Genomic DNA, 24,491 nt, shown 5'->3' with positions numbered 1-24,491 from the left:
CACCTGATGTACTGAGTATAAGGGCATATTGCTTTCCCAAAAATAAGCGATATAACAATGAAAAAAAGAGAGCCACTGTGAAAGTGTTGACTGTTTTTGGCACACGCCCTGAAGCGATAAAAATGGCACCTTTAGTGCACGCTTTAGCAAATGATGATTCGTTTGAAGCGAAGGTATGTGTTACGGCCCAACATCGAGAAATGCTTGATCAGGTATTAAATCTTTTTGAGATCAAACCAGATTATGATCTCAATATTATGAAACCAGGACAAGATTTAACGGATATTACCTGTCGTATTTTAGAAGGGTTAAAACCGGTATTAGCGTCATTTCAACCTGATGTTGTTTTGGTACATGGTGATACAACAACCACCATGGCAGCAAGTTTAGCCGCATTCTATCAACGAATTCCTGTTGGTCATGTGGAAGCTGGTTTACGTACTGGCAATCTTTATTCCCCTTGGCCTGAAGAGGCAAACCGTACTATTGCAGGGCATCTTGCAATGTATCACTTCGCACCAACAGAAACTGCAAAATTAAATTTGGTACGAGAAGCGGTTGCGGATAAAAATATTTTTGTTACAGGAAATACAGTAATTGATGCGTTGTTTTGGGTAAGTGACAGAGTGATGGGCAATCAAACACTCTTAAATGAGCTTGCTGTAAACTATCCATTTATTCAGCCTGACAAAAAAATGATCTTGGTAACAGGGCATCGTCGAGAAAGTTTTGGTGGTGGTTTTGAACGTATCTGCCAAGCTTTAGCTGAAATTGCATTAGCACACCCAGATGTAGAAGTTGTCTATCCTGTTCACTTAAATCCTAATGTAAGTGAACCGGTTCAACGTATTCTTCATGGTATTGATAATATTAAATTAATACAGCCACAAGATTATCTACCATTCGTTTATTTAATGAATCATGCTTACCTTATTTTGACCGATTCTGGTGGAATTCAAGAGGAAGCCCCTTCATTAGGTAAGCCCGTTCTTGTAATGCGAGACACAACGGAGCGCCCAGAAGCTGTTGAAGCCGGCTCTGTTCGTTTAGTAGGAACAGATACTAAACGTATTGTTAGCGAAGTAACCTCTTTATTGACAGACGAAAACGCGTATCACCAAATGAGTAAGGCAACAAACCCTTATGGTGATGGTCATGCCTGCCAACGTATTCTTGAAGCATTGAAAAAAAATCAGGTGACATTATGAGTTTTGAAACTATTTCTGTTATCGGCCTCGGCTACATTGGTTTACCTACAGCGGCAGCTTTTGCCTCTCGTAAAAAAAACGTCATCGGTGTTGATGTTAATCAGCACGCCGTTGATACGATTAATAAAGGTCAAATTCACATTGTTGAGCCTGATCTTGATAAAGTCGTTAAACAAGCGGTTGAAGAAGGCCATTTAAAAGCCTATACCACGCCACAGCCAGCAGATGCTTACCTTATTGCTGTACCTACACCATTTAAAGGCGAGCATGAGCCTGATTTGGTTTATGTTGAAGCCGCCGCACGCTCTATCGCACCTGTATTAAAAAAGGGTGATCTTATTATTCTAGAATCAACCTCACCAGTTGGCTCTACTGAAAAAATGGCTGAGTGGTTAGCGGAAGCTCGCCCAGACTTAACCTTCCCTCATCAACAAGGTGAAGATGCTGATATCGATGTAGCTTACTGTCCTGAGCGTGTATTACCGGGTCAAGTGATGATTGAACTTATCCGCAACGACCGTGTTGTGGGTGGTATGAATCGTAAATCATCAGAGCGTGCAAGCGAGTTATACAAAATTTTCCTTGAAGGTGAATGTGTTATCACTAATGCACGCACCGCAGAAATGTGTAAGCTGACTGAAAACAGTTTCCGTGATGTTAATATTGCGTTTGCTAACGAATTATCACTGATCTGTGCTGACCAAGATATCAATGTGTGGGAGCTAATTAGCTTGGCGAACCGCCATCCTCGCGTCAACATTTTACAACCAGGTCCAGGCGTTGGTGGGCACTGTATCGCTGTTGACCCTTGGTTTATCGTGTCACAAAACCCAAAACAATCTCGTTTAATTCATACTGCGCGTTTGGTCAATGATGGCAAACCAGTGTGGGTTATCGATCAAGTTAAAGCCGCTGTTGCTGATTGTCTTACTGAAACAGGTAAACGCGCAAACGAAATTAAGATTGCCTGCTTTGGTTTAGCCTTTAAGCCTAATATCGATGACTTACGTGAAAGCCCAGCAATGAATATCACTAAACAAGTCGCTGATTGGCACAGTGGTACGACATTCGCAGTTGAACCTAATATTCATGAGCTACCAACAAAACTGAAAGGGATCACAGAGTTAGTATCAACAGAGCAAGCATTGAAAGACGCGGATATTGTCTTAATGTTAGTTGATCATCAACAGTTTAAAGCGATCCCCGGTAGTAAAGTCACTCAAAAATGGATTGTAGATACTAAAGGAGTATGGCGTTGAAACGCATTCTAGTTACAGGTGGAGCTGGTTTTATCGGCTCTGCTGTTGTTCGACATATTATTGATAACACCAATGACAGCGTTGTTGTGGTCGATAAGCTGACTTATGCTGGTAATTTAGAGTCATTAGCAACTGTAGCTGACAGCGAACGCTATGCCTTTGAGCAAGTCGATATCTGTGATAGAGCTGAGCTTGATCGCTTATTTGCTCAATATCAGCCAGATGTTGTTATGCACTTAGCGGCAGAAAGCCATGTTGACCGTTCTATCGATGGTCCCGCTGCATTTATTGAAACCAATATTGTGGGTACTTACACCTTATTGGAAGCGGCTCGCCACTTTTGGCAAGTTCTACCTGAAGAAAAGAAAACGGCATTTCGTTTCCACCATATCTCAACAGATGAAGTGTATGGCGATTTAGAAGGTACAGATGATTTCTTTACTGAAACTACGCCTTATGCACCAAGTAGCCCATATTCTGCTTCTAAAGCTTCAAGCGACCATTTAGTTCGTGCTTGGTTGCGTACTTACGGTTTACCCACTGTGATCACGAACTGCTCGAATAACTACGGTCCTTATCATTTTCCTGAAAAATTAATCCCATTAATTATCTTAAATGCGATTTCAGGAAAACCATTACCTGTTTATGGTAAAGGTGAACAGATCCGTGATTGGCTCTATGTTGAAGATCATGCTCGTGCTCTCTATTTAGTCGCAACAACAGCAACACCGGGTAAAACTTACAATATTGGTGGACACAATGAGCGTCGCAATATTGATGTTGTTAAAACGATTTGTGCGCTGTTAGAAGAGTTATATCCAGCAAAACCAGAAGGTGTTGCTCAGTATGTTGATCTTATCACTTATGTGAAAGACAGACCTGGTCATGACCTGCGCTATGCGATTGATGCAGCGAAAATTGAAGCTGAATTAGGCTGGAAACCAGAAGAGACATTTGAATCTGGCATTCGTAAAACTGTTTTGTGGTATTTAAATAACGAAACTTGGTGGAAACGAGTGTTAGATGGCTCTTATGCAGGTGAACGTCTAGGGCTTGGGAACTGATTAAGTAAAGAAGGATAAATGATGAAAGGTATTATTTTAGCGGGTGGTTCGGGCACACGACTGCATCCGATAACCAAAGGGGTATCGAAGCAGTTATTGCCTATCTATGATAAACCCATGATCTATTATCCGCTTTCAGTTCTGATGCTTGCTGGTATTCGAGATATTTTGATCATTACAACACCCGATGACATAACCTCATTTCAGCGTTTACTGGGTGATGGTTCTGCATTTGGTGTCCATCTTCAATATAAAATTCAGCCATCTCCGGATGGCTTAGCCCAAGCCTTTATTTTGGGTGAGGAATTTATTGGTGATGATCATTGCTGTTTAGTTTTAGGCGATAATATCTATTTTGGTCAAGGATTTAGCCCAAAACTGAAACAAGTTGCACAACGTGAACGTGGTGCAACTGTCTTTGGTTATCAAGTTATGGATCCTGAACGATTTGGTGTTGTTGAATTTGATGATGATTTTAAAGTGTTATCGATTGAAGAAAAACCAGAACAACCTAAATCTAATTGGGCTGTCACGGGGTTGTATTTCTACGATAACCGAGTGGTTGATTTTGCCAAACGAGTCAAACCTTCGATTCGTGGTGAATTAGAAATTACGTCGATTAATCAGATGTATCTTGAATGTGGTGAGCTTAACGTTGAACTACTGGGTCGTGGTTTTGCGTGGTTAGATACCGGAACTCACGATAGTTTAATTGAAGCCAGCACCTTTGTTCAAACTGTTGAAAAACGCCAAGGATTTAAAGTGGCGTGCCTTGAAGAGATTGCTTGGCGTAATGGTTGGCTCAGTGATGATCAAGTAAGAGAAAGCGCAAAATCACTGTCTAAAACTGGTTATGGTCGCTATCTATTGGATTTATTACATGTCCGTCCTCGCCAATATTAATTATCTTGAGTGGGAAAGTGAGTATTTCTCCCTCAAAACAGGGCGTCTTGAGTTTGATACACAAGCGCCCGCGTTAACAGACGAACAGCTTGATGCCTTTGCTGTGGTTCAAGCAAAAGTCGCATCTCATGAGCTTTCTCTCATCGATAAACTTAGCCAATTAGGTTTTCAATTAGCGGAAGGTGAAATTGATTTTAAACTTTCAATTGGCACAGAAAATGCTTGTAAGAAAACGACTGAATATTGTTTTAGAAAAGCCAATGAAGATGATATCGATTTATTGATGGCAACAGCTTCAGAGGCTTTTGTACAAAGTCGTTTTAGAACACCTTGGTATCAAGAAGGTGATAGCAGTCGTTTTTATGCATTATGGGTTAAAAAAGCGGTGTTAGGCACATTCGATGATATCTGCTTACTGACTTATGATGCTGAAAATAATGTCAGTGGTTTTGTCACTTTACGCCGTCTATCTGAAAATGAAGCAAGAGTGGGATTACTAGCGGTAATGCCCAACAGAATAGGACAAGGCATTGGTAAACAACTGATGTCGGCCGCGAAGTTTTGGTGTCAACAACAAGGTGTTTCGACCTTATATGTTGCAACACAGATCAGCAATATTGCAGCTTCGCGTTTATACACACACAGTGGAGGCTTAATAGAGAGCACCACTTATTGGTTATACAGGGGATAATATGATTCCGTTTAATAAACCACCGGTTGTCGGCACAGAATTAGAATATATGAAACAAGCTATGGAAAGTGGCAAGCTCTGTGGTGATGGCAATTTCACAAAGAAATGTGAAAAGTGGTTAGAAGAACAATTTCATTGTCATAAAACGCTGTTAACACCATCTTGTACAGCATCGCTTGAAATGGCTGCTATCTTATTAGATATCAAGCCTGGCGATGAAGTCATTATGCCAAGTTTTACCTTTGTTTCTACCTCTAATGCGTTTGTATTACGTGGTGCAACGATTGTTTTCGTTGATATTCGTCCAGATACTATGAATATTGATGAAACAAAAATTGAAGCGGCAATTACAGAAAAAACCCGCGCTATTATTCCCGTTCATTACGCAGGTGTTGCGTGTGAAATGGACACGATTATGGCGATTGCGAAAAAACATAATCTGTTTGTTATTGAAGATGCTGCACAAGGTGTCATGTCAACTTACAAGGGTAAGGCTCTCGGCACAATTGGTCATATTGGTTGCTATAGCTTCCATGAAACTAAAAACTATTCATCAGGCGGTGAGGGTGGTGCAACGCTGATTAACGATCCTGATTTAATCAATCGTGCAGAAGTTATCCGTGAAAAAGGTACCAATCGTAGCCAATTTTTCCGTGGTCAGGTAGATAAATATACTTGGCGTGATATTGGTTCTAGTTACTTAATGTCAGACTTACAAGCGGCTTATTTATGGGCTCAACTTGAAGAAGCTGAAAAAATTAATGAGCGTCGTTTAGCATTTTGGCAGATTTACTATGATGCATTGACTCCATTAGCGGAAAAAGGCTTATTAGCGCTTCCAATCGTTCCTGAAGGATTAGAACACAATGCGCATATGTTCTATATCAAACTGAAAGATATCGAGCAACGTACCGCGTTTAATGATTACATGAAAGAACACGGTGTTTTAACAGTGTTCCACTATGTGTCATTACATACCAGCCCGGCAGGTATGAAGTTTGGTCGCTTTGATGGTGAAGATATTTTCACAACGCAAGAAAGTGAGCGTTTAGTGCGTTTACCTATGTTCTACAACATGACAGAAGAAGAACAGCAGACTGTTATTGGCCATATTCGCGACTTCTTTGCTTAATTATGTCGTTAGCCAAAGCATCAATTTGGACAGCGGGATCAACCCTGATAAAAATCGGGGCTGGTCTGCTTGTCGTCAAGTTACTTGCTGTCTCTTTTGGGCCAACAGGGGTCGGGTTAGCAGGTAACTTTCGTCAATTAATCACCGTGCTAGGAGTCTTATCTGGTGCGGGTATTTTTAATGGTGTGACGAAGTTAATCGCACAATATCAAGATGATGATATTCAACGTAAAAAAGTGTTGGGTACTTCATCATCCATGATTTTGCTGTTTTCCACATTATTAGCTATTTTATTTCTTCTTTTTTCTGCTCCACTTAGCCAAGTGTTATTTGGTGATGATTATCATCAATATCAGGATATTGTAAAAGCCGTTGCTTTTATTCAAATGGGGATAGCATATAGCAACTATTTTCTTGCCATATTAAAAGGCTATCGTGATGCAGCAGGTAATGCCTTATCAGTGATTGCCGGTAGCATCATTGGTGTTATCGCTTATTATTTGTGCTATTTATTTGCGGGTTATCACGGTGCATTAATTGGACTTGCATTAGTACCTGCACTTATTTTATTTCCTGCTACATTTTTAGTAGTAAAGCGTAAACGCTTCGCTTTAAGTGAGCTTAAACCTCATTGGGATAAGGCGATAGCAAGTCATCTTGGTAAGTTTACCATTATGGCCATACTAACATCGATTACATTACCCGTTGCTTATATCATGATGCGTAACTTACTTGCTGAGCACTATAGCTGGGAAGACGCGGGGATTTGGCAAGGGGTGACCAGTATTTCAGATGCTTATTTGCAATTTATTACCGCATCTTTTTCTGTTTATTTATTGCCAACACTCTCTCGATTAACGCAAAAGAGTGATATTACCAAAGAGATCGTTAAATCACTGAAATTTGTATTACCTGCCGTAGCTGCTGCGAGTTTTATGGTGTGGTTATTACGTGATTTTGCGATTTGGTTACTGTTTTCAGACAAATTTGTCGCTATGCGTGATTTATTTGCATGGCAACTTGTTGGTGATGTTTTAAAAGTAGGCGCTTATGTCTTTGGTTATCTGGTCATCGCAAAAGCGGCACTACGTTTTTATATCCTTACAGAAGTAAGCCAGTTTGCCCTATTGACGCTATTTTCGCGTTGGCTTATTCCTGAGCATGGTGCGTTAGGTGCCGCTCAAGCCTATATGGCAACGTATATTATTTACTTCCTTCTCTGTAGTTCTGTTTTCGTGATTTATTGCAGGCGCAAATGACAACTTTGATTTACGTACTAGGTTCAGACATTGTGCATCATAACAACACAATGTTACGGTTTTTTAACGACCACCTCGTGACTGAGGCGGGGTTAACGTATAAACCTCGTTTTATCGTTGCCAGTAAAAATACTTCACTGCAAGAAAGCTATCCAGCTTTAGATATTGAGTGTTTAGCTGATAAAAAGCAGGTTGCACAGAGAGTGGTCACATTAGCCAAAGCCGATACCCATCAACGATTCCTTTTTTTAGGTCAGTTTAATGCGCCTATTTGGTTGGCATTATTAACTGGCAAGATCAAACGTCATCAATTTTGGTGGCATATTTGGGGTGCTGATTTATATCAGGATTCTAAACAGCTAAAATTTAAACTCTTCTATCTTCTTCGTAAACTCGCCCAAAAACGTGTGGGCCGAGTATTTGGTACACGAGGTGATCTGAATTACTTCGCACAATTTAACGTTAATATTCCAGCCAGTTTGCTCTATTTCCCAACAAGAATGGATCCTGCGCTTACGGTGACAGAAAAAGCGCCTATTGATGAGAAACAGCTCACCATTATTGTGGGTAATTCAGGGGATAGATCGAATCGCCATATTGAAGCTTTACAGGCAATTGCCGAGCAATATGGAACGCGAGCAAAAGTGATTATTCCAATGGGATATCCTGAAAATAATCACGTTTATATTAATGAAGTAGCCCAAGCAGCTAGCCAATTGCTTCCCTATAATCAGGTTGAAATATTACGTGACAAATTGGCATTTGATGATTATCTCGCGTTATTAAAAACATGCGATTTAGGCTATTTTATTTTCCACCGTCAACAAGGTATTGGCACGCTTTGTCTGCTTATTCAATTTGCGATCCCTTTTGTTATTAGTCGTCAAAATCCATTTTGGCAGGACTTAACTGAGCAAAGTGTTCCTGTTTTTTTCTCTGGGGACAAATTAGATATTGCGCTGATTGAAGAGGCTAAACGTCAATTGCTGATGCTTGATCGCCAAAATATTGCCTTCTTTGCGCCTAATTTCACGGATGGTTGGAAAGAGTTAATTGAGATGAGCACAGGAGAGCCGCAATGACATTGGCGGAACTGGGTGGCTTAGCACTTGTTTATTTTATCTCTTTAAGTTTTATTTTATTGCTGACTTATCAAGAGTTTCGTCGAGTTCGTTTTAATTTTAATGTTTTTTTCTCAATGCTCTATCTGCTGACCTTTTATTTTGGTTTCCCACTAACTTGTATGTTGGTATTCCAATTCGATGTCGCAGTCGTGCCCGTAGATTCATTATTATACGCGCTATTAGCCTCTACTAGCTTCTATGCCATTTATTATGTGACTTACAAGGTAAGGCTAAGAAAACCGGTTGACGGCCCTTCTAGGTCGCTATTTACGATGAATAGAGTAGAAACCAACCTTACTTGGATTTTATTGGCATTAATTGCATTTGTAACAGTGGGAATTTTCTTTCTACAAAATGGTTTTTTACTCTTTAAGCTCAAAACGTATAGCCAAATTTTTTCAAGCCAAGTGTCAGGTGTTGCGCTTAAGCGCTTTTTCTATTTCTTTATCCCAGCAATGCTGGTGGTTTATTTCTTAAAACCTACTCAACAACGATGGATTTTCTTCCTTTGTGCAACGGTGGGGTTTGGGATCTTAACTTACATTATCGTGGGTGGAACCCGCGCTAACATCATCATCGCTTTTGCACTGTTTTTATTTATCGGCATTGTTCGTGGCTGGATAACCTTGTGGATGCTGGTTGCCGCTGGGGTTATGAGTATTGTTGGCATGTTCTGGTTGGCATTAAAACGCTATGGCCTTGATGTGAGTGGTGCAGAGGCATTCTATACTTTCTTATACCTCACTCGTGATACGTTCTCTCCTTGGGAAAACCTAGCTTTGTTACTTAATAATTATGACAAAATTGAATTCCAAGGACTTGCACCGATTATCCGTGATTTTTATGTCTTTATTCCTTCTTGGGTATGGCCAGAGCGCCCAGATGTAGTGCTGAACTCAGCAAACTACTTTACATGGGAAGTACTTAATTACCATGCGGGCCTTGCTATTTCACCAACTTTAATTGGCTCATTAGTTGTAATGGGAGGCGTTGCCTTTATCCCATTAGGTGCAATTGTTGTGGGGCTAATTATTAAGTGGTTTGACTGGCTATATCAGCAAGGGCTAAATGAAAGCAATCGTTATAAATCGGCTATTTTGCAAGCTTTCTGCTTCGGGGCTATTTTTAATATGATTGTTTTAGCACGAGAAGGTGTCGATTCTTTCGTTTCTCGTGTTGTGTTTTTCTGTTTAATTTTTGGTTTATGTTTGGTGGTTGCTAAGCTGCTTTATTGGTTGTTTGAAAGCGCGGGATTAGTGCGTAATTACGTGACTCGTCAAATGCAAAGTGAACCTCGTTGTTTAGAGAAAAAGGAAAAGTAATGGGATCCAATTCAATTCCGAAGTATTCAATCCGCGGACATAATATCTGGGGATTTCGCGATATGGCTCATTTTCTGGATTATCTCTATGAAGGAGCACAAATAAAAAGTGGTTCTTTGATTGCCATTAATGCAGAAAAAATTCTCACAGCGGAAACAGACTCAGCACTTAATGAGCTACTCAATGAAGCTGATTATCTTTATGCCGACGGTATTAGTGTCGTGCGAGGTATTCGTCGTAAATACCCTGATGCAAATGTTTCTCGTATCGCAGGTGCGGATTTATGGGAAGCATTAATGGAAAGAGCGGGCAAAGAAGGAACCCCCGTTTTTCTTGTGGGTGGTAAACCTGAAATTCTTTCTCAAACCGAAGATAAGCTTAAAGCGCAATGGAACGTAAATATTGTGGGTAGCCAGAACGGTTACTTCACACCACAAGATAGAGAGGCGTTATTTGAGCGTATAAAGGCCTCTGGTGCGAAGATAGTGACTATTGCAATGGGCTCACCTAAGCAAGAGTTATTTATTCGTGCATGTCGTGAAATTTACCCTGATGCTTTATACATGGGTGTTGGCGGAACTTATGACGTATTTACAGGACATGTTAAAAGAGCACCGAAAGCATGGCAAAATCTTGGATTAGAGTGGTTATATCGTTTGTTATCACAACCAAGCCGAATTAAGCGTCAATTTAAGCTGTTAAAATTCGTTGGATATTACTATTCCAATAAATTGTAATAGAAATAGTGTCTTTTTTTGTTAGGCGTGACTGATTAAATGATTTATTCACGCTTTTATCTAGCATCTTGATTGTTTAATTATTATACTAACGGGGCGTTTAGCGTGTAAAAACGCTCCATTTATCGACGAAATGCACAAACTATCGTCAAACAAACTTTTTTTTTCAAAAAGCACTAGACAGACAGAGCGTAAATCCGTACTATCCTCTCCCGCAACGGCGTGAAGCGCCCGTAGCTCAGCTGGATAGAGCGCTGCCCTCCGGAGGCAGAGGTCTCAGGTTCGAATCCTGTCGGGCGCGCCATTAAAGCGTGCTAAGAGTTACGGTGAAGAACGTTGTTGTAAGAAGTAATAAGATAGCTGTTATGGTGGCTATAGCTCAGTTGGTAGAGCCCTGGATTGTGATTCCAGTTGTCGTGGGTTCGAGTCCCATTAGCCACCCCATCTTATCTTAGTTATTGTTTATGCGAGGGTGGCGGAATTGGTAGACGCGCTAGCTTCAGGTGTTAGTGTCTTAACGGACGTGGGGGTTCAAGTCCCCCCCTTCGCACCAATAAACAAGATAAGAGCAGTGATACAGACGGCGAGTAGCGCAGCCTGGTAGCGCAACTGGTTTGGGACCAGTGGGTCGGAGGTTCGAATCCTCTCTCGCCGACCAATAAGAAAAAGCCTCGATTATATCGAGGCTTTTTCGTATCTACGACTTACCTTTTTAAAAACCGCAACACCATTTCTATTTCTACTTCTACTTCTACTTCTACTTCTACTTCTACTTCTATAATTCGTTACTCTTTTCATGTTTTTTATTTCTTGTTATGTATTCCAGATAAGAAAGCCAAGATGACGTTTTTAACAAAAATACCATCCCTGTCACTTAAGGATTATTAATAATTTAATTTATTACCGGATTTTAATCTTTATAAAAAGATAGATAAAACACGTAAAATAATTGGTTATAATTATATGAAATATAAGACTTTTATTTTATCTGTCGGTAAATGCCAACACTCGCTATTTTAAATGTCTCCAATAGGAGACATTTAACGTATTGATTTAACATGATTAAATAGTTGGTGTATTTTTCTTGTCGTGAAAAAGAGACGTATATCAGACCCTATATTTTCTTTTCTATTTAGCAATAGCGTGGTGAAAGCACAGGCTATTGCTTTTTTATCATCGAAAATGAGTGAAGCCGGAAAGGAAAACCAAAATTCAATAAGTTAGCTTATGTTTTTTAGAGAGAGAGAATATTTTCAATAAAAAATGAAAAATTGGCACGTTTAATGCAATATTTATATTGTAGATGCTCATTCCACTCCTTATGACAGCGTATGGCTTCATAAACCTAGGAATGATGCAGAGCCGATTATTCGGTGCCTACGTCCACGTTAACGATGAACATCATTCATCATCAACAGGACGAAACGTTGAGTGAGGCACCATCCGTCTGTAGACCTGATTGTATATTTATGCGCCTGTATAGTTTTTATACAGGCGTTTTTTTATATACCAACCACACATCCATTTTGTATTCATCGCATTATCACGCTATTATCCAGCGCAAGGGTAGATTGGAGATAGCATCATTATGATAAATAAACAAAAAGCATATCTTGCACAAGAAAAACTCTTTCTTATAGAGAAGTTTGGCCCATTGTTATTCTTTTTGATCCCGTTGATTATGTTGATTATTGGTGGTAAATCATGGGCTAAATATGTGGCTTTTCTTTGTCAGGGGATCGCTCTGATTTATATTGTTGTGTTTTATCAGGCGAGAAAATATTACCTGTCATTTAAGCAAGAAAATGAGAAGGGAATACCCACTCGTTTTTATCGAATTGCTTGGGTGTATGTATTTTTGGCTTTCTGTGTAGAGGTGGTGTTGCTATTTCAACATAGCTTTTAAATCAAATAAAAAAAACCCTCAATAATCAAAGAGGGTTTTTAAATCAGCCGATCAAACACTTTATGATCATGTTCTTATCGAATGAGTTTATTTACTTTTTTTCGGCTCTTCAAAAATGACAGAGTCTTTTTTCAGTGTCATTAATAAAGCATCTTTGCGCACTTTTGCCGACTCTTCAGATTTTTTCTGTTTATCTAATGCATCAGCAAGCCATGCAAAGTCATGGACATCAGGACGTTGCTTTAATGCATTACGGAAAGCCTCTTCAGCTTGAGCCCATTGTCCTTGTTGCATTGCAATCTGACCTAATGTGCTATTGAGTAATGGCGTTGGCCCATGTTGTTTAATTAATGCATTGAGCACTTTCAAAATAACATTGGCATCTGTATTTTTTAAACGAGGTAATAGTAAGATTAATCGTTCATCATACTGACGTTTAATGCCGTCTAAGATGATCGTTTGAGCAGTATCTGGATCGTTACACTCAATAAGGTGTTCAGCTAAAACGACACGCAATGCATTATCGTGATGTACTTTACGTGGTTGTGCTTTCCACCAATTCTTCAGTCCATCACAGCCATTTTCGGACATTTTCTGTCCCATAATACCGATATAGGCTTTTTGGCGTAATTGCTCAAGTTCATCATCCGTATGTAATGCAATTTTTTGCATAGAAGGAATGATATCAAGCAATGCTTGCCAAGCTGCAGTTCGTGTATAAGCGACTTCTGCAAGACGTAACACCTCTGGATGGCGTGGTGCTTGATTTAATAATTCATCAACTCCAGTACGTGCTGCATGATTTTCGTTTTGTGCTAATAAAATACGTACTCGTGTGATATCAACAGGGAGCTGATTGGTATCGGCAAGCTCAGCTGCACGTTCAAGATGTTGCTGAACTCGGAATTCATCACCACGTTGTTGTGCGGCTTCAGCGGCTAATAGATAGTTTACAACGGGCTGTTCCGCATAATCTGCATTACGGCTCATCAGTTTTTCAACTTCTTTAAAATCACCTTCCGCTAATTTCATTAATGCCATACTGGTTTGTTTACGTGCACGATTACGTTTACGGAAAGAAAACCAACTATATGCTTTTGAGCCTGTACCAATAAAACGGCGATAACTCCAACCAATGAGTAACAGTGCGAATTGCAGTAAAACAAACATAATGACAAGGCTGGTCACACTGGTTTCAATATCCCAATCATCAGTTTGTATAAGCACATAACCTTGGTGGCCTGCCAATAGTGGGCCAAAAATGATGCCAGCAATAAGCACCACAAAAAGGAGCAGTATTTTTAACATAAGCTTATTCTCCTTGTTGTGTTACTGGCGTATCAGCCGTTGCGCTATCAGCCGCAGCATCTTGTATGCTTTCTGATGCATTATCAGCCTCTACGGGTTGGGCATCTTGGGCTTCAACAGCTTGCGCTTCAGCCACTTGTGGTTCTGCATACTCGTTTTGTGCCAGTAGATTGCGGATTTGCTTTTCTACTCGTTTCTCTAGCAGCGTCGGGCTTTTCAATTCTGACGGCATTGCAAGCGTAATAGGTTGCTTCTCTAATTCAGAGACCGTATCTAAAAATGCGGTTGTACTTGGATCAGAGGTATCAAAATAAGCTCGTACCCAAGTGGATACCGCTTCCAGAGATTGCTGATAAGTTTCAGTTTGGTGACGAGGCACGGCTTGAGAAGCAATTAATAAACGTGAGCGTATATTCTCACGTAAATAGACATCTTGATTAGGTGCTAATAAAGGAACGGCTGCGGTATCACGGCGACGAATGGTAATAAAATCATCCATAAAGCTTTTCCAGCTCTTACTTAAATTTTGTTTCCAATCAGAAAGTGAACCTGAAATGGTTTCGTCGTTTTTATCCATTGGTGAGCCGTTACGCTCCAAACCCGCTAAACGGAGATTATCAATCTGATTCGCTAACTGGTTTAATTGTAAGATGATGCCATCATTATCAATTTTGGTGAGTGCGGCTAAACTGCTGATATCTTCATTAATAGCACGACGGATCTCAAGTAAACTCGGATCGTTCATTTCCGCTAAGCTACTGTCGGCACCTTTTAGTAGACTTACAGCGGTTACGACATCTTGATCATTCCATAACTTACGACCAGCCATTTTCACCATAAAATCGGCTTGAGCTAATAACCAGCTTTTGACGTCTGCACTGGAAATAGCGGCAAATCGTGTTTGTAGATCTTGAATTTGACGCTCTGTCGTTTGGCGCTCATTTTGTAATTTATCGATAGTCTGTTTTTGTGAGTTAAACATGCTATCAATATTGTCAAAGCGTTGTTGATAAGTATTTTGGAGCTGTTGTAACTGGGCAAGCTCAGATTTGAGTGATTGATTTTCTACACTCAGTTTTGATGCTTGTTGGTTGGTGTAATAGTAAAGGCTACCACCGATTGCCAAAATAACAAGGATAGCAACAGCACTTCCAATTAGACCTGAGCGCTTGTTATTAACAGGTTTGACTTCCTGATAGCGGACATTCTCATCAGCTTTAGCTGCATCTTTTGGCAAGTCATTATCATTCGTATTTTTCTGTTCCGTCATATCGGCGTCTCATTTAGGTTCTATATTAATGCATGAAATAAAGCATCATTATTGGCACTTTCAGCAACGGTGACTGTTTCCCACCCTAATGTTTTTGCTATTGTTGCTAATCGTTCACTGACCACAAGTAAATGGCAGTTTAACAGCCATGCTTTTTTAGATTCAGCGACCAGATCAAAGAGTTGTTGTAACATTTCACCGCTAGTGACAACAAGCGTATCAACCTGTGCTTTTTCCCATTGAAGCGCAAAGTCTTCAGGGGAATAATTAATAAATAGGCGTTGGTAACATTCGCATTCATCAACAATCGCGCCTCGTTGACTCAATGTTGTTGCGAGTAAGTCACGACCACCGTTACCTCTAAGCAGTAATATTCGTTTGTTTTTCACCTGATTAAGTGCAGGAAGCTCAAGAAGATCTTCACTGGTTTCTCCTTGCTCAGGGTAGCAAATTGGAAGACTGCTTAAATGTTGGAAATCTTTCGCTGTGCTTTGGCCTATTCCATAATAGGATAGCGTATCTGGCCATGATTGTTGTAATTGATTTAGCTGCCAGTTTGCGTATAACACCGCATTTTTGGAAAGTAAAAATACACAATCACCCGCCCTTAATCCTTTTAGTTTAGCATCTAATAAAGGGAGTTCACGACCCGCGATGATCTCGATTAAAGGTGCCTGAAAGGCTGTTTTCCCTGCATCAATTAAGCGCTGAGTTAATGCCTCTCCTGCTGGATTGGGGCGAGTGACTAAAATACTCATGCAGGTGTGTTACCTTGATACACAGCAGTTAAAATAGCTCGTGCACCTTTATCTAAAAGCTCTTCAGCCAATGAAATACCCGCAGTTTCGGCTTTTTCTGGAGTAACTAAACGCTCGCCACGTAAAATAGTTTCGCCATCGGGAGAACCGACTAAAGCACGTAACCAAATTTTGTCATCTTGCCAAATGGCATAACTTCCAATAGGAACTTGGCAACCACCTTCAAGACGAGTATTCATTGCACGTTCCGCTTTAACGCAAACTGCGGTACGAGTGTGATTAAGGGCATCTAATAACTGGCGAGTTTCATTGTCATCTAAGCGGCACTCAATTCCAACAGCCCCTTGTCCAACAGCTGGTAAGGACTGCTCTGCAGATAATGGTGTACGAATACGCTCGTTAAGACCAAGGCGCTTTAAGCCAGCAACGGCAAGAATAATGGCATCGTAATCGCCATTATCTAATTTTCCTAAGCGAGTACCTACATTACCCCGTAAATCACGAATAATTAGGTCTGGGCGCTGTGCTTTTAATTGGCATTGGCGGCGTAAACTGGATGTACCTACAATGCTACCGGCTGGCAGTTCTTCTAAAGAATCATAATGATTAGAGACAAAAGCATCACGGGGATCTTCGCGTTCACAAATAGTAACTAACCCTAAACCTTCAGGGAAATCAATAGGAACATCTTTCATAGAGTGAACGGCGATATCTGCCCGTGATTCAAGTAGAGCAAGTTCTAATTCTTTTACGAATAGTCCTTTGCCACCTACTTTAGCTAAAGGTGTATCTAGAATGATATCACCTTTAGTGACCATCGGTACTAATTCGACGACTAAACCTGGATGAGTAAGTTGTAGTTGTTCTTTCACATAAAGTGCCTGCCACATAGCAAGGGGGCTTTGGCGGGTAGCAATACGGATGGTACTTTTTGACATAATAGTATTATCTCTTCCGAGCGATTAGCGATATTTTTGTTTAGAAATAAGGCATTGTTTTAACACTTTAAGGCTCAATTTTCCAGTTAAGGCGCTTTGTGTCGTGATTACAATGAAAGAAATGAGGCCATCATCGAAAAAGAAAAAAAGAAAAAGGAAATAGAAAATAAGTAAATTATTAATGAACACTATTGAGTTTAGTTATTTTTAGAAATTTATGCTTCTTATAGCTATATAAAAAGTGTGGTTATTTACAAAAAATAAACATCAGGCTAATTTCATTAACATTCAGTAAGTGGAAGATGATGTGAATATCACATTTAATCTGAACGCATTGATAAAACAACTATTATTTTAAATTCACTTATCTTTCTTATTATTTTTTAATATATAAAAACACGATAAATTTTAACAAAATTATTATTAAATAAAAGAAGAAGAAATAATTAAAATAAAGAAAAGAATTTATTTTTTAATTAAATAAATAATTAATAAAAATTAAATATTATTTTAAATATTATTATCACAACATTAAAAATAGAATTCTTATTTTAATCGAGAACATAAAAAACAATCAAAAAATAGAAATAATTCATTATTATCAATTGGTTGCTTCTATTTTCTGCTTTTTTATCTATTTTTTATGTTTTGTCAAAATTTATTTTCAGTTTCATCATCAAGTAAACAGGGGTTTTTGTGGGGTAAAGGGAGGATTGAGAGATTTTTTTTATCATTTTTTCTATGAGTGAAACAATCTATCATTATGATTACAAAGATATTTATTCGATGGCTTTACACGATTAAGCGCTTAAATATTACTTTTAGATCTTGGTGCTATATTTTGAGTTCCTCTTTACGCCTTGCGTTCAAGGTGTTAAATTGATCACGTTTCCGAGATTTTGTTAGTAAAGTTTTATCTATTAATATACCTAACTCAACCTTGGTCACTTATAAACTCAGATTCTACTATCTTCTTAGTATTGTTCAGGCGAAACTCTTGTATCTTTATATTGAAACACTGAAGCAACGGCTGGATGCGATTAATCAACTCAGACTGGAACGAGCATTTGCATCGATGTGTGATGTTTTTAAACAGGTCTATGGTTTAATTCCTGTTTTATTGCATTACCACCATCCTGAGTTGCCCGGCTACATACAAGGAAATGTTCCTCACGGTACATGTTTCTTTGAACCTGATGACATGCAACGTCAATGGGCGAATAAGCTGGTTAACGCATTATGTGATGAGCCAATGAATGGATACGCCAATGGAGAGCTACCAATTACTGGTATCTATTCAATGGGGAGTACTTCTTCTATTGGTCAAAGTCACAGCTCTGATATTGATATTTGGGTCTGTCATCAATCATGGCTAGATCAAGATGAACGTGCGCTTTTACAACGCAAATGCCAATTGATTGAACAATGGGCTGGCGAACTCGGTATTGATGTTACGTTTTTCTTAATCGACGAAAACAGATTTCGTCACCATGCAAGCGGCAGCTTAGGTGGAGAAGATTGTGGCTCTACCCAACATATTCTTTTACTTGATGAATTTTATCGTACGGCGGTACGTCTAGCAGGTAAACGCTTGCTATGGACGATGGTGCCTATTGAGGAAGAACATCATTATGACGAATATGTTAATTCCCTTTATGCTCAAGGTGTATTGACGCCAAATGAGTGGCTAGATTTAGGGGGACTAGGTGAACTTTCTGCTGAAGAGTATTTTGGTGCAAGTTTATGGCAACTCTATAAAAGTGTCGATTCACCTTATAAAGCCGTACTAAAAAGTATTTTATTAGAAGCCTATTCAGCGGACTACCCTAATGGGAAGTTACTAGCATTAGAAATGAAACAACATCTACATCGTGGTGAAATCGTCAATTACGGTTTAGATGCTTATTGTATGATGCTTGAACGTGTTACTCGCTATTTGGTTTCTATCAATGATTTAACTCGTCTTGATCTTATCCGTCGTTGTTTCTACCTGAAAGTGTGTGAAAAATTATCTAACGAAAAAACACAAAACGAATCTGAAGGTTGGAGACGACAAGTCTTATCGCAATTGGTCACTCAATGGCAATGGGATAATGAGCGCTTAACAGTACTCGATACACGAGATAGTTGGAAAATCGAACGTGTGCGCGATGCACACAATGAATTATTAGATACGATGATGCAAAGCTATCGTAATCTTATCCGCTTTGCGCGCCGTAATAATTTAAGTGTCAGTGCAAGCCCGCAAGATATCGGTGTCTTAACTCGAAAACTTTATGCTGCGTTTGAAGCATTACCCGGTAAAGTTACACTGGTTAATCCACAGATATCACCTGATTTATCAGAGTCACATTTAACCTTTATTTATGTACCACAAGGCCGAGCAAATCGTAGCGGATGGTATTTATATAATCGTGCCCCTGATTTTGAAAATATCGTCGGGCATCAACCATTAGAATATAACCGCTATTTAAATAAATTAGTGGCATGGTCTTACTTTAATGGGTTGTTAACAAAAGAGTCTCGAGTTTATATTCATCAAGGAGAATCCTCTTGTGATGAAATTAAACTGCATGAATTAGTTAGGGATATGTCGAGCCATTTCCCAATTCGCTTACCAGCACCAACCCCGAAAGCGTTGTATAGTCCTTGTGAAATTCGACACCTCGCAATTATTGTTAATTTAGAAACCGACCCAACAGAGAGTTTTTCTGATCAAGTGGTTCACTTTGATTTTAGAAAACTCGATGTCTTTAGCTTCGGTGAAAAAGAGCAGTGTCTTATTGGTAGCATTGATTTGTTGTATCGTAACTCTTGGAATGAGGTCAGAACCCTTCATTTCAGTGGTACACAATCTATGTTGGAATCGCTAAAAACGATTTTAGGTAAAATGCACCAAGATGCGGCTCCACCGGCTTCTGTTGAAGTATTTTGTTATAGCCAACATTTGCGTGGTTTAATTCGTACCCGTGTTCAGCAGTTAGTCTCGGAATGTATTGAATTACGGTTATCAACAAATCGTTTGGAGCCGGGCCGTTTTAAAGCTTTACGCATTGCTGGGCAAACGTGGGGATTATTCTTTGAACGTCTCAATGTGTCGGTACAAAAATTAGAAAATGCGATCGAGTTTTATGGTGCAATTTCATATAACAAACTTCATGGGTTGCCAGTTAAATTAGATAAAGATGCTCGCTATTTACCTGCGGTAATCGATGGTTTTGCTTGCGAAGGGATTATTCAATTCTTCTTTGAAACCACAGAAGATAATAATGTCTTTAATATCTATATATTAGATGAAGCAAATCGCGTTGAAATTTATTCCCATTGTGAGGGAAGTAAAGAAGAGTTAGTAAAAGATGTTAGCCGTTTCTACTCTTCATCTCATGACCGATTCACATATGGCTCAAGCTTTATTAATTTTAACCTGCCACAGTTTTATCAAATTGTGAAAGTGGAAGGATTAACACAAGTGTTACCTTTTGCTGGTGGATCCTTTGGTAAATTATCCGATCTGGGAAGTAAAGAAGCCCAACCTGAGATGAATGTTGTTCCCCACGGATTTACAGATTATAAAGCGGTGCAACATTCTTAATTGAGTACAAGCCAGTTAATACAAATGGGAGCCTCGATAGCTCCCATTATTGTCGTTAACTATTGTGGCTAACTGCGTTTCTTAGAAAGAAAACGCTTCTCCACTTTGTTCTGTTATTGCTTGTGCTAGCATGGTTAAAAATTCACCGCCACTTCTATCACAAATCCATTGTTCATCTTTCCAATCAAAGTGATAGCCACCAGAGCGTGTCGCTAACCAAACTTGATGAAACGCTTCCTGACGATTAATAATAATTTTGCTATTATTTTCAAAGGTTAATGTCATTACGCCGCCATTGATTTCACAATCAATATCTGCGTCACCTTCATAATTATCAATAGTTTGTTCTATTTCTGACAAGAGTTCGTCAGCTAATTGGTGAAATTCACTGTCGTTCATCTTCATTTCCTATTTGCTTTTCGAGATCTAACTGCGATTATAGAGGATATTAACCAAATAAATGACAGGCAGATTTCGAATGAAAACGTATTTACGTTGCACTCTTGCTATAATAACACTGATTTCTCTTTCTGGTTGTGGCTTGAAAGGCCCTCTTTATTTCCCTCCTGAAGATACTCAGGCAAAAATGACACAGTCATCCCAGCCAACCCAGCAAGTTGAGAGCGCCTCAACTCAGACCAATTAGTCAATCTTAGAAACGGTAACTTCGTTTCAGGCAGGGGCAAGATGCAATTTTCAAAAATGCATGGTCTTGGCAACGACTTTATGGTGGTCGATGCTGTGACTCAAAATGTTTATTTTTCACCAGAATTAATATGTCGATTAGCGAATCGCCATACTGGTGTTGGGTTTGATCAATTGTTGGTGGTTGAAGCGCCTTATGATCCCGAACTCGATTTCCATTATCGTATTTTTAATGCAGATGGAAGTGAGGTTGCGCAGTGTGGTAATGGTGCTCGTTGTTTTGCTCGATTTGTGAGATTAAAAGGCCTTACAAACAAAAGAGAGATAAAAGTCAGTACACAGTCTGGCAGAATGACTTTGCATGTTATGGACAATGACGATGTGTGCGTCAATATGGGCGAACCTGAGTTTGAACCTCAAAAAGTCCCTTTCCGTGCACAAAAGGCAGAAAAGACCTATATTATCAGGGCAATGGAACGCACTGTATTGTGCGGTGTGGTTTCAATGGGAAATCCTCATTGCGTTATTCAGGTTGAAGACATTAAAACAGCAGAAGTTGAGCTGCTAGGGCCTGTGTTAGAGCAACACGAACGTTTCCCTGAACGTGCTAATATTGGTTTTATGCAAATCGTAGACAGAAATAATCTTCATTTACGTGTGTTTGAACGTGGTGCTGGCGAAACGAAAGCCTGTGGTAGCGGGGCTTGTGCAGCAGTCGCAATTGGTATTTCACAAGGTTTATTAGATAAACGAGTGAAAGTCACTTTACCGGGTGGTTCGTTGCTAATTGAATGGAAAGGAGAGGGCAACTCTCTTTATATGACTGGGCCTGCGACGCATATTTATGATGGGATCATTCAGCTATAATATTATTTTTTGAGAGGCTATCTGTATGACGGATAAAAATGAGCAGTTCTGTTGCCCTGAAACAAAAGAACTTAATGATCAACAAGTGATCCGTTACCTCAGGGAGCATCCTGGTTTTTTTATCCGTAATGCAAGTTATATTGAGCAAATGCAAGTTCCTCATCCCGTCAGAGGAACCGTTTCTTTAGTCGAGTGGATAATGTCGCGCCAGCGTAACCGCATCCATTATCTTGAAGAAGATATGCGTTTGCTGATAGAACAAGCCTCTGAAAATGAAGCACTGTTTAGCCAACTCTTATTATTAATTTCTGAACTATCCAACAGTGCATCTCTTCACGAAATGCTAGAACGCTTAAACCTTTGGGCTAAGGGATTAGGGCTTTATTCAGTTCAATTACGCCTATTTACCGATCGTTGGCAATTACAGCCACCTTTAGATGCACAAGATCTTCCATTATCTCGCCAAGCATTTGAACATTTTCGTATTCAGCGTATGGGCGATGATAATCACTATTTAGGTACATTAAATGGGCAAGAGATTATGTTATTGATGCCTAATGTACGACGCTCAGGTTCCGTTGCGCTCTCATTGTTAGGGCATTATGGTGATTTGGGAGTGATTATATTTAATAGCCGAGATAACCAACATTTTCAGGAAGGGATGGGAACTGTGATGCTTGATAAGCTCGCCCATATTTTACCAGAACTGTTACTTCGTTGGATTGCAAGGCAATGAATCAACCAATAGATATTCCAGAAACACTCTCCATCGCTATTGAGCAATTCCTGCGTTATATCCAAGTTGAACGCCGATTAAGCCCTGTCACAGTAGAAAACTATCATCGCCAATTAACTGCATTAGCACAAATAATGGTGGCGATGAAAATCACACAATGGGTATCACTTGAAAGCCAACATGTACGCATGTTACTAGCAAAAAGTCATCGTAGTGGGTTACAACCGACTAGCCTTGCTTTGCGCTTTTCTGCGTTACGTAGCTTTCTTGATTGGCAAGTAGCACAGGGAATGTTAGAGGTTAATCCAGCAAAAGGTATTCGCACACCTAAATCTGGTCGTCATCTTCCTAAAAATATGGATGTTGATGAAGTTAGCCAATTGATGAATATCGACTTAAAAGATCCCCTTTCTGTTAGAGATAGGACCATGTTGGAAGTGATGTATGGTGCAGGATTGCGTTTATCAGAATTGACTAACTTAAACATGAGCGATATCGACATGAATGAAGGTGAAGTTCGTGTTTTAGGTAAAGGTAGTAAAGAACGAAAAGTACCGTTAGGAAGAAAAGCGATAGAGTGGTTACAGAATTGGTTTCCGATGCGAGAGCTCTATGCACCTGAGGATAAAGCTGTCTTTATCTCAACCCAAAGCGGTAAGCGTTTATCTGTGCGCAGTGTACAAAAACGGTTTGAACTTTGGGGGATTAAACAAGGACTAAGTAGCCATGTGAATCCTCATAAATTACGTCACTCGTTTGCCACGCATTTATTGGAATCGAGTGGTGATTTACGTGCTGTACAAGAGTTATTAGGGCACGCTAATTTATCGACCACGCAAGTCTATACCCACTTAGATTTTCAGCATTTAGCGAAAGTCTATGATGCTGCTCATCCGAGAGCTAAGAGAGAAAAATCATAATGCGCTTTTACAGAACTCTGACGCCAATTGCTGCGATGACTTTTGATTTAGACGACACGCTGTATGACAACGTGCCAGTAATGGACAGAACTGAAAAAGAGACGCTGGATTTTATTCGTCAATATGATCTGCGTTTTAATCATTTCACAGAAAAAGATGTGAATGCCTATAAAAAGCCACTAATAGAAAATAATCCTGATATTTTTCATGATATTACACGGTGGCGTTGGCTTGCAGCGAGAAATATGTTGTTAGATTACAACTACAGTGAAGCCAAAGCACAACAAGGTGCTGATGAAATTATGGCACACTTTGCTTATTGGCGTAGTCGCATTAATGTGCCTAAAAATACCCACCAAGTTCTCACCGAGTTGGCACAGAAAATCCCATTAATTGCGATTACAAATGGTAATGCAAACCCATTAAGTTGTGGTCTAGGGCAGTATTTTTCACATATTTTAAAAGCTGGCCCTGATGGTCGCTCTAAGCCTTATCCTGATATGTTTGATAAAGCCGCTTCACTGTTAAATCTTCCACATGAGAAAATCCTACATGTGGGTGATCACCTTGTAACAGATGTCGAGGGTGCCGTTAATAGTGGATTACAAGCGTGCTGGATTAACCTTGATAACCGTAGTTTGTTTGAAGAAGGTGAAACCAGAGTAATGCCACATATTGAAATTACAGATTTAAGCAAACTGATAGAACTGGTTTAATGTGATATTCGGTAAGAATGGCATAGATACACGCAGCTAAAAAAGGCTTTGTTTTGCATAGCGCGTGAATTCCTGTTAGTTTGTTGCTTACTCTCTATTTCTGTATATATCCACAGTATTTTCTTCACTAAATGAT

22 protein-coding genes and 4 tRNA genes are annotated in these 24,491 nt (G+C 39.5%); 21 read left to right on the top strand and 5 right to left on the bottom strand.

Annotated features, from left to right (window positions below; translation table 11 throughout):
• Nucleotides 1-77 precede the first annotated feature (77 nt).
• The 15 genes from wecB (at nt 78) to GTK47_RS01120 (ending at nt 12,605) form a co-directional block, all read left to right on the top strand.
• On the top strand, nt 78-1,208 hold the full coding sequence (gene wecB / locus GTK47_RS01190) for a UDP-N-acetylglucosamine 2-epimerase (non-hydrolyzing) (RefSeq protein ID WP_069369918.1): 1,131 nt from the start codon (nt 78-80) through the stop codon (nt 1,206-1,208).
• Nucleotides 1,205-2,467 carry a UDP-N-acetyl-D-mannosamine dehydrogenase gene (gene wecC, locus GTK47_RS01185; RefSeq protein ID WP_165121880.1) on the top strand — a complete coding sequence of 421 codons (1,263 nt, stop codon included), beginning with the start codon at nt 1,205-1,207 and terminating at the stop codon, nt 2,465-2,467. Before wecB ends, wecC begins: the two co-directional genes overlap by 4 nt.
• Nucleotides 2,464-3,531, top strand: a complete 1,068-nt coding sequence (gene rffG / locus GTK47_RS01180; protein ID WP_098944023.1) for a dTDP-glucose 4,6-dehydratase — start codon at nt 2,464-2,466, stop codon at nt 3,529-3,531. The genes wecC and rffG overlap by 4 nt, the downstream gene beginning before the upstream one ends.
• A gap of 21 nt (nt 3,532-3,552) precedes the next feature.
• Nucleotides 3,553-4,434: a glucose-1-phosphate thymidylyltransferase RfbA gene (gene rfbA / locus GTK47_RS01175; protein WP_088494036.1), complete on the top strand. Its 882-nt coding sequence runs from the start codon at nt 3,553-3,555 to the stop codon at nt 4,432-4,434.
• Nucleotides 4,412-5,125 carry a dTDP-4-amino-4,6-dideoxy-D-galactose acyltransferase gene (rffC, locus tag GTK47_RS01170; RefSeq protein ID WP_165121879.1) on the top strand — a complete coding sequence of 238 codons (714 nt, stop codon included), beginning with the start codon at nt 4,412-4,414 and terminating at the stop codon, nt 5,123-5,125. Before rfbA ends, rffC begins: the two co-directional genes overlap by 23 nt.
• 1 nt (nt 5,126) lies before the next feature.
• The gene (gene rffA, locus GTK47_RS01165; RefSeq protein WP_165121878.1) at nt 5,127-6,257 is read left to right on the top strand and encodes a dTDP-4-amino-4,6-dideoxygalactose transaminase; all 1,131 of its coding nucleotides are present in this window, start codon (nt 5,127-5,129) and stop codon (nt 6,255-6,257) included.
• Between the two features lie 2 nt (nt 6,258-6,259).
• The gene (gene wzxE / locus GTK47_RS01160; RefSeq protein WP_165121877.1) at nt 6,260-7,516 is read left to right on the top strand and encodes a lipid III flippase WzxE; all 1,257 of its coding nucleotides are present in this window, start codon (nt 6,260-6,262) and stop codon (nt 7,514-7,516) included.
• Entirely contained in the window at nt 7,513-8,598 is a 1,086-nt protein-coding gene (locus GTK47_RS01155) for a TDP-N-acetylfucosamine:lipid II N-acetylfucosaminyltransferase (protein ID WP_109401997.1), read from the top strand. The genes wzxE and GTK47_RS01155 overlap by 4 nt, the downstream gene beginning before the upstream one ends.
• Nucleotides 8,595-9,962: an ECA oligosaccharide polymerase gene (gene wzyE / locus GTK47_RS01150; RefSeq protein ID WP_165121876.1), complete on the top strand. Its 1,368-nt coding sequence runs from the start codon at nt 8,595-8,597 to the stop codon at nt 9,960-9,962. The genes GTK47_RS01155 and wzyE overlap by 4 nt, the downstream gene beginning before the upstream one ends.
• Nucleotides 9,962-10,699 carry a lipopolysaccharide N-acetylmannosaminouronosyltransferase gene (wecG, locus tag GTK47_RS01145; protein ID WP_099076342.1) on the top strand — a complete coding sequence of 246 codons (738 nt, stop codon included), beginning with the start codon at nt 9,962-9,964 and terminating at the stop codon, nt 10,697-10,699. The genes wzyE and wecG overlap by 1 nt, the downstream gene beginning before the upstream one ends.
• A gap of 227 nt (nt 10,700-10,926) precedes the next feature.
• A tRNA-Arg gene (locus tag GTK47_RS01140) sits at nt 10,927-11,003 on the top strand.
• Between the two features lie 64 nt (nt 11,004-11,067).
• Nucleotides 11,068-11,143 (top strand) — tRNA-His (locus GTK47_RS01135).
• Between the two features lie 22 nt (nt 11,144-11,165).
• Nucleotides 11,166-11,252: transfer RNA gene (locus GTK47_RS01130), tRNA-Leu, on the top strand.
• Nucleotides 11,253-11,280: 28 nt separating this feature from the next.
• Nucleotides 11,281-11,357: transfer RNA gene (locus GTK47_RS01125), tRNA-Pro, on the top strand.
• Between the two features lie 930 nt (nt 11,358-12,287).
• Nucleotides 12,288-12,605, top strand: a complete 318-nt coding sequence (locus GTK47_RS01120; RefSeq protein WP_165121875.1) for a hypothetical protein — start codon at nt 12,288-12,290, stop codon at nt 12,603-12,605.
• Nucleotides 12,606-12,692: 87 nt separating this feature from the next.
• Here the strand turns inward: GTK47_RS01120 and hemY are convergent, their stop codons facing one another.
• From hemY to hemC, 4 genes are read right to left on the bottom strand one after another with little or no spacing between them, the layout of a single operon-like run.
• A complete protein-coding gene (gene hemY / locus GTK47_RS01115; RefSeq protein WP_165121874.1) occupies nt 12,693-13,913 on the bottom strand; it encodes a protoheme IX biogenesis protein HemY in 1,221 nt (406 codons plus the stop codon).
• A gap of 4 nt (nt 13,914-13,917) precedes the next feature.
• Nucleotides 13,918-15,183: a uroporphyrinogen-III C-methyltransferase gene (gene hemX, locus GTK47_RS01110; RefSeq protein ID WP_165121873.1), complete on the bottom strand. Its 1,266-nt coding sequence runs from the start codon at nt 15,181-15,183 to the stop codon at nt 13,918-13,920.
• Between the two features lie 20 nt (nt 15,184-15,203).
• Nucleotides 15,204-15,941, bottom strand: a complete 738-nt coding sequence (gene hemD, locus GTK47_RS01105; protein ID WP_165121872.1) for a uroporphyrinogen-III synthase — start codon at nt 15,939-15,941, stop codon at nt 15,204-15,206.
• Nucleotides 15,938-16,879 carry a hydroxymethylbilane synthase gene (hemC, locus tag GTK47_RS01100; protein ID WP_165121871.1) on the bottom strand — a complete coding sequence of 314 codons (942 nt, stop codon included), beginning with the start codon at nt 16,877-16,879 and terminating at the stop codon, nt 15,938-15,940. The genes hemD and hemC overlap by 4 nt, the downstream gene beginning before the upstream one ends.
• 997 nt (nt 16,880-17,876) lie before the next feature.
• On the opposite strand from hemC, the gene GTK47_RS01095 reads away from it, so the two are divergent.
• Complete coding sequence (locus GTK47_RS01095) at nt 17,877-20,471, top strand: class I adenylate cyclase (protein ID WP_165121870.1); 2,595 nt, start codon at nt 17,877-17,879, stop codon at nt 20,469-20,471.
• 81 nt (nt 20,472-20,552) lie between these two features.
• Here the strand turns inward: GTK47_RS01095 and cyaY are convergent, their stop codons facing one another.
• Nucleotides 20,553-20,870: an iron donor protein CyaY gene (cyaY, locus tag GTK47_RS01090; protein WP_088494024.1), complete on the bottom strand. Its 318-nt coding sequence runs from the start codon at nt 20,868-20,870 to the stop codon at nt 20,553-20,555.
• A gap of 79 nt (nt 20,871-20,949) precedes the next feature.
• On the opposite strand from cyaY, the gene GTK47_RS01085 reads away from it, so the two are divergent.
• The 5 genes from GTK47_RS01085 to yigB are packed head-to-tail and all read left to right on the top strand — an operon-like array spanning nt 20,950 to nt 24,355.
• On the top strand, nt 20,950-21,117 hold the full coding sequence (locus GTK47_RS01085; RefSeq protein WP_071788576.1) for a lipoprotein: 168 nt from the start codon (nt 20,950-20,952) through the stop codon (nt 21,115-21,117).
• A gap of 41 nt (nt 21,118-21,158) precedes the next feature.
• Nucleotides 21,159-21,983 (top strand): diaminopimelate epimerase, encoded by an 825-nt coding sequence (dapF, locus tag GTK47_RS01080; RefSeq protein WP_165121869.1) that lies wholly within the window; start codon nt 21,159-21,161, stop codon nt 21,981-21,983.
• A gap of 25 nt (nt 21,984-22,008) precedes the next feature.
• Nucleotides 22,009-22,719 carry a DUF484 domain-containing protein gene (locus GTK47_RS01075; protein ID WP_165121868.1) on the top strand — a complete coding sequence of 237 codons (711 nt, stop codon included), beginning with the start codon at nt 22,009-22,011 and terminating at the stop codon, nt 22,717-22,719.
• Nucleotides 22,716-23,639: a tyrosine recombinase XerC gene (xerC, locus tag GTK47_RS01070; RefSeq protein WP_165121867.1), complete on the top strand. Its 924-nt coding sequence runs from the start codon at nt 22,716-22,718 to the stop codon at nt 23,637-23,639. The genes GTK47_RS01075 and xerC overlap by 4 nt, the downstream gene beginning before the upstream one ends.
• Nucleotides 23,639-24,355, top strand: a complete 717-nt coding sequence (yigB, locus tag GTK47_RS01065; RefSeq protein WP_165121866.1) for a 5-amino-6-(5-phospho-D-ribitylamino)uracil phosphatase YigB — start codon at nt 23,639-23,641, stop codon at nt 24,353-24,355. Before xerC ends, yigB begins: the two co-directional genes overlap by 1 nt.
• Nucleotides 24,356-24,491 lie beyond the last annotated feature (136 nt).

The sequence above is a fragment of the Proteus sp. ZN5 genome (genome assembly GCF_011046025.1).
Lineage (GTDB): Bacteria > Pseudomonadota > Gammaproteobacteria > Enterobacterales > Enterobacteriaceae > Proteus.
The sequence above is the reverse complement of the archived record's forward strand: the minus strand, read 5'-3'. Positions and strand labels throughout refer to the sequence as shown.

What these genes read in the sequence shown, in the direction of transcription:
- hemY (WP_165121874.1), bottom strand. Translation starts at nt 13,913, where the DNA reads ATGTTAAAAATACTGCTCCTTTTTGTGGTGCTTATTGCTGGCATCATT.
- rffA (WP_165121878.1), top strand. Translation starts at nt 5,127, where the DNA reads ATGATTCCGTTTAATAAACCACCGGTTGTCGGCACAGAATTAGAATAT.
- dapF (WP_165121869.1), top strand. Translation starts at nt 21,159, where the DNA reads ATGCAATTTTCAAAAATGCATGGTCTTGGCAACGACTTTATGGTGGTC.
- yigB (WP_165121866.1), top strand. Translation starts at nt 23,639, where the DNA reads ATGCGCTTTTACAGAACTCTGACGCCAATTGCTGCGATGACTTTTGAT.
- xerC (WP_165121867.1), top strand. Translation starts at nt 22,716, where the DNA reads ATGAATCAACCAATAGATATTCCAGAAACACTCTCCATCGCTATTGAG.
- wzxE (WP_165121877.1), top strand. Translation starts at nt 6,260, where the DNA reads ATGTCGTTAGCCAAAGCATCAATTTGGACAGCGGGATCAACCCTGATA.
- cyaY (WP_088494024.1), bottom strand. Translation starts at nt 20,870, where the DNA reads ATGAACGACAGTGAATTTCACCAATTAGCTGACGAACTCTTGTCAGAA.
- GTK47_RS01075 (WP_165121868.1), top strand. Translation starts at nt 22,009, where the DNA reads ATGACGGATAAAAATGAGCAGTTCTGTTGCCCTGAAACAAAAGAACTT.
- wzyE (WP_165121876.1), top strand. Translation starts at nt 8,595, where the DNA reads ATGACATTGGCGGAACTGGGTGGCTTAGCACTTGTTTATTTTATCTCT.
- rfbA (WP_088494036.1), top strand. Translation starts at nt 3,553, where the DNA reads ATGAAAGGTATTATTTTAGCGGGTGGTTCGGGCACACGACTGCATCCG.
- wecG (WP_099076342.1), top strand. Translation starts at nt 9,962, where the DNA reads ATGGGATCCAATTCAATTCCGAAGTATTCAATCCGCGGACATAATATC.
- hemD (WP_165121872.1), bottom strand. Translation starts at nt 15,941, where the DNA reads ATGAGTATTTTAGTCACTCGCCCCAATCCAGCAGGAGAGGCATTAACT.
- GTK47_RS01155 (WP_109401997.1), top strand. Translation starts at nt 7,513, where the DNA reads ATGACAACTTTGATTTACGTACTAGGTTCAGACATTGTGCATCATAAC.
- hemX (WP_165121873.1), bottom strand. Translation starts at nt 15,183, where the DNA reads ATGACGGAACAGAAAAATACGAATGATAATGACTTGCCAAAAGATGCA.
- GTK47_RS01120 (WP_165121875.1), top strand. Translation starts at nt 12,288, where the DNA reads ATGATAAATAAACAAAAAGCATATCTTGCACAAGAAAAACTCTTTCTT.
- hemC (WP_165121871.1), bottom strand. Translation starts at nt 16,879, where the DNA reads ATGTCAAAAAGTACCATCCGTATTGCTACCCGCCAAAGCCCCCTTGCT.
- GTK47_RS01085 (WP_071788576.1), top strand. Translation starts at nt 20,950, where the DNA reads ATGAAAACGTATTTACGTTGCACTCTTGCTATAATAACACTGATTTCT.
- rffC (WP_165121879.1), top strand. Translation starts at nt 4,412, where the DNA reads ATGTCCGTCCTCGCCAATATTAATTATCTTGAGTGGGAAAGTGAGTAT.
- wecC (WP_165121880.1), top strand. Translation starts at nt 1,205, where the DNA reads ATGAGTTTTGAAACTATTTCTGTTATCGGCCTCGGCTACATTGGTTTA.